The organism is bacterium endosymbiont of Bathymodiolus sp. 5 South (assembly GCF_900128535.1).
GTDB lineage: Bacteria > Pseudomonadota > Gammaproteobacteria > PS1 > Pseudothioglobaceae > Thiodubiliella.
Genome location: NZ_FQTR01000131.1, coordinates 1 through 4699, shown reverse-complemented (window position 1 = coordinate 4699; position 4699 = coordinate 1). Strand labels below are relative to the sequence as shown.

Annotated in this window: 4 protein-coding genes; all 4 read right to left on the bottom strand. The window is 32.5% G+C overall.

Annotated elements, in window-relative coordinates:
* Window positions 1-163 precede the first annotated feature (163 nt).
* Window positions 164-1807, bottom strand: coding sequence for a UvrD-helicase domain-containing protein (locus tag BBROOKSOX_RS08985; protein WP_139661196.1), 1644 nt, complete (start codon window positions 1805-1807; stop codon window positions 164-166).
* Window positions 1800-3515 carry an ATP-dependent nuclease gene (locus tag BBROOKSOX_RS08980; protein ID WP_139661194.1) on the bottom strand — a complete coding sequence of 572 codons (1716 nt, stop codon included), beginning with the start codon at window positions 3513-3515 and terminating at the stop codon, window positions 1800-1802. Before BBROOKSOX_RS08980 ends, BBROOKSOX_RS08985 begins: the two co-directional genes overlap by 8 nt.
* Before the next feature lie 77 nt (window positions 3516-3592).
* Complete coding sequence (locus BBROOKSOX_RS08975; protein ID WP_139661191.1) at window positions 3593-4114, bottom strand: hypothetical protein; 522 nt, start codon at window positions 4112-4114, stop codon at window positions 3593-3595.
* Window positions 4111-4699 (bottom strand): hypothetical protein (locus BBROOKSOX_RS08970; RefSeq protein WP_180323943.1); only part of this gene is annotated, 589 nt, incomplete at its 5' end. The genes BBROOKSOX_RS08975 and BBROOKSOX_RS08970, both read right to left, overlap by 4 nt.

The window sequence follows — 4699 nt, the reverse complement described above, 5'->3', positions numbered from 1 at the left end:
AGTATTTTGATAGCCTCAATAATAATGTTGATGTATACCGGTAAAAAAGCCAATGGCAATCGTATTCCAATCATCACCGAATCTACTTGTCGGCATTGTAAATAAAAGATAAGGGAATGCAAGCATTAATTATCTTTCATCTTTGAATTAATGTTTACGCCCCTTATTGCTCATATAGTTCATGTAGCTCAGGAAGTCCTTGAATAGTCATGAATTGTGATTTGTTCCCTTTTTTTTCTTCATTTCTACCATTCAATCTACGAGTACTTGAAACTAAAATACAATATTTCTTTGCTCGAGTTATACCAACAAAGTGTAAATTTAATTCTTGCTCCCAATTACTAAAAACCTCATCATAACAACCCTCTGTAAACTTTCGTTTAGGAAATACCCAATCATACAAATCTAGGTGAAATACGACATCAAACTCAAGACCTTTTGATTTGTGCAATGTCATTACTTGAACTTCATTTTGGTTAATAGGCTTGTACTGCTTGAGAATAAATTCATCATCTAGAATTTTCTCCAATGCATTTTTTTCGATCTTTGTTATAACAACTTTAATTAATTCTTGGCAAATAGTTATTAATTTATTTTTCAATGCTCCTGTAGGGACATCTCTCAAAGATTTTACTATTTTTCTACATTCTTTTCTTTCCATAGTTGATAATGTGCGAAATTGTTCTGTAGCCTCAAGCACATCATTTACTAAAAATGTTGTATCAAAATAATAAAATAACAATCCATTCAATATTTTCGTAGTTGGGGTATTAATTGAGCTAAGTGGGTCATTACTATAAACTCTGAAAGGGACAGATAAACCATCTTTTACAAATTTAAGACTCCTATTGCTTCTAACTAAAATGGCGACTTCTGATAGTGAAGAGGTTAAACCATCATTAATTAACTTATCTATAGAGCCATTAATCTGCTGTACTGTACTTAGCTGATCACCATTCAAAACCCACTGATAAACTCTAATTTCTTTTGTAGATTGTACTGCTGACTTCGGATTAAACAACCTATTAGCATAATTATTTATTGAGGGGTGGCATCGATGATTAATGTTAACAATATGATGTTCAAAAACATCAGGTTTATCTATCAAGTCTTGTATGTATTGAGGGTCACTACCTCGCCAAGCGTAAATTGATTGCTGTATATCACCTACAGCTACAGCCTTAAGACCAAAATCAAGTAGAGAAATAAACAATCGATGCTGTGGTTCTGATGAATCCTGATATTCATCTATATATAAAGATGTATACTTAGATTTGATATATTTTTCACATCCACTAGAATTGTTTATCACATAAACTGAAAGTACACCAAGAGTCTCTAATATAATTATCCTTTTGGAATAGAGTTCTCTAATAATTGGCTCATACAAGTTGTAATCTTCAGTCTTTAGATCAATCCCCTCTGCACCTAGGTCTGGCAACCCAGTTCTTAGTTCTTCATCAAGATCCTTATATGGCTTGCATTCCAACGGAATGACGGTTGCCCCATATATCTGAGAAATAAAAGGGTAAATTATTTCTGATAAACAAAAATGATCTATAGTTCCAAAGAAACTTGCTTTAGTATTTACACCATTCTTTTTGCATTTTTTCTTTAACTCTTTACTTGCTTTTACTGTAAAGGTAATACCAATGACACCTTGGTATGGTTTTAGGTATTCAACTTCACGAATAATCTTTTCTACAATAATTGAAGTTTTACCACTACCAGGGCAGGCAGTAATAACCATATTGGCTTCTGATTCAATTGCTCTGACTTGATCTGGTGTAAATTGAATTTCAGGCATCCCTATGAAGCCCTTCCACAATTTGCTTTGCATGATTTAGTGGTTTTATCAGTTCCCCCATCTGAATATCCTTTAATTTGGCTTTGTTCTGTAATAAAAACTCACGCATTCTAATCGCTTTTTTAGTCTGAATATATTTTACTGAATCATCAATATTGTCTTTCTTAGTGTATGCCATTAATTCAATAGGCATCTCTAACGCAAGATCTGACTCTAAGTCTATTTTTGATAAGTATATTCCTTTCGGGTTTATTTTATCTGATGCGTTTAACCAAGTTCCATCTTTAACTACAGTGTTTGCCGTTGTAATTAGATCTTTGGGTGGATATGGGACTTTTCCAGCAATTTTCATACATCTATTAATGCCCGCTAAATTTTTCTCGTCTTTACAAGGTACCTTTGAAACATCATTATCAGTTCTCATAACCCAAGGAATTTCAAGTGCATTTAAAATTGATGTGTAAACTTCAAACTGTATTCCATCAACACTGAGAATCGTTATATTATAATAATCAAGATCAATGCCTGTTATTGTTGCTAGCTCTTGGTAAAACAACAATTCTGAAGGTCCCTCGACTAAAAAAACACAATTTGAGAAAAATGACTCTGCGGGTAATATACTCATTCGATACCCCATATCATCCCAAGCATCATTTATACAGTTTGAACAGCCCTCGCTAGCAGCAATAGTAGAATTATTTTTACTAATCAAGTTGGTAATAGAATCAGGTTTATATCTTGCTGCTATTTGTGGGGAATGGCTGGTAATAAGAGTTTGTCCTGAAAGCTCTTTGATAAGATAGTCTGCCAATTTTCTTTGTTGATGAGGGTGTAAGTGAGCCTCTGGTTCTTCAACACAATAGAAAATAACTTCATTATCAGGATCAAACTCTCTTTCACTTTTAGCTTTCCAAAGTGCTAATAATATTTGATTGTTTCTGCCGTCCCCTCCTAACATCAATGCTGATCCAGCAGTGGATGCTCCTAACTCAAGGTTATCTATAAATTGGTGAACTTTTATAGCACCAGAATCAAGATGTACTTCGTATTCGGTATAATTATGGGATAGTTTCTTAAGTTCATCATTCACCAAAGATGTTGCGCCTTTAACGTAATTTAAACGCTTAACCCTCTCATTAATAATATTCAAGCCACAAGAAATCTTGCCTAGCTGTCGGTCATCAGCTTCAGCTTCAGGTGTTTCTCTACTATCTTGTGATAACCTCAGTAACTGCTTCTTTTCTATATTAATAAACTTCTTCAAATCACGCTGTGACTGAACATATCTCATGTTGATATATTTAAGATAGAAGCGGCTTGGCACATTCTCTAACTCAGTATCATTTGAACCAATTGAGATTTGGTAATCTAGTGTGTTTCGGTTGGCAACTAACTTAAATACAGAGCACCCATTGTCACTAACACTTCCTTTCAATGTTGACAAGGCGGCATCTTCATTAATATCTTTAAAAAAGATTGTTATTGAGAATATCTCAGCCCGATTGCCATCTTTTGATATATGAAAATCAGTTACTTCAGGCTCAATATCTCTTTCAGACAAAGATTTATCAAGTAATAGTCTCAGAGCATACATTAAATTAGTTTTTCCTACATCATTAGCTCCAATGATTAGGGTGCTTTTTTTAAGGTTTGCAGTTAGATTTGAAAAGTTTCTAAACCCTTCAATTTTTACTTTTTCAATTATCATTCTATATTTACAGGATCTTATTTTAGTTGGATTTTGATAGAGTGGTTTGTTAAAAAATCACACACTGACTCTGATTATTATAAGGCATCCCGTTTTCTTAAAACATGTAAGTTTAAACTAATAATTAAATCTATTACCTCTTCATTCAAGTTCTTATTAAAAACTTGAATGGTTAAATCTTCGTTTAAATTAAACAAAATATCTTCTTCTAAAAAATACAAACAAAGTCCATGTTCCAGTCTTAAAAAAACTTTAATAGTACTGGATAAATCATCTTCATTTATAAAAGTAAATATTGGAGTTCTTTTTCTACTATTAATTGGCAGAAATCCATATAATTTATTCCTTTTAAATAAATAAATAAACACTTGAATAAGTTTATTTTCAAATTCATAATATTTTTCGTAGAAAGACTTATCAGCATGTCCATCTAAATAATATGTAGGAGTTTTTTTTATTTCTATATCATCTCTAGTAAGCCACCTATCAAAAAAACTAATATATATAATGTTATTATTTTCATAATTTTCATCTACAAAATCATCAAAATTAGACAAAGGTAATTTTTTTTCTATATCTTTACAATTAATGAGTTTCATTTTTTCCTTATTCTTCCATCAGGCCAGATGCTTTTTGGTTTTACATTTTTATTTTCAAAATCCTTGAGGTTATCCCACCTTTTCCATTGTTTTCCACCATGTTCAGTTCTATCTCTTGACCAAATAGAGCCATATTTTCCTTTATATCCACTCCTTTTACCTTTTATTTTTGTAAAATTCTTCTTTTGTTTATCTGGATTATTAGCGTATTTATTTTTATCGTCCCAATCCTCAGGAGGCTCTCCATCAGGCATTGGCGTACCAGTTCCAGCTACCTCAGAAACATCATCAATCTTAGGGATATCGCTCACATCATCTTGAGCACTGTTATTAACATGATCAGCAATCTCTGCCCCTGCAATAATTCCTATTGCCTTTAATCCATTTTCTGCAATTTTTATTATTAAACTTGGGTCTTTTAATGCAGGTGTAGCATATCTTATTATTGCTGAATCCTCTCCCTTGCTTTTATCAACCTTTGCATAATCCTGATTGTTGTTGTCAACAAGCTTTTGGTTTCTTTGTCTTTCTGCTGGTGTGTTGCCTAAGTTGTTATTGTTGGTATCTGCTAAGTTGCCATCACCA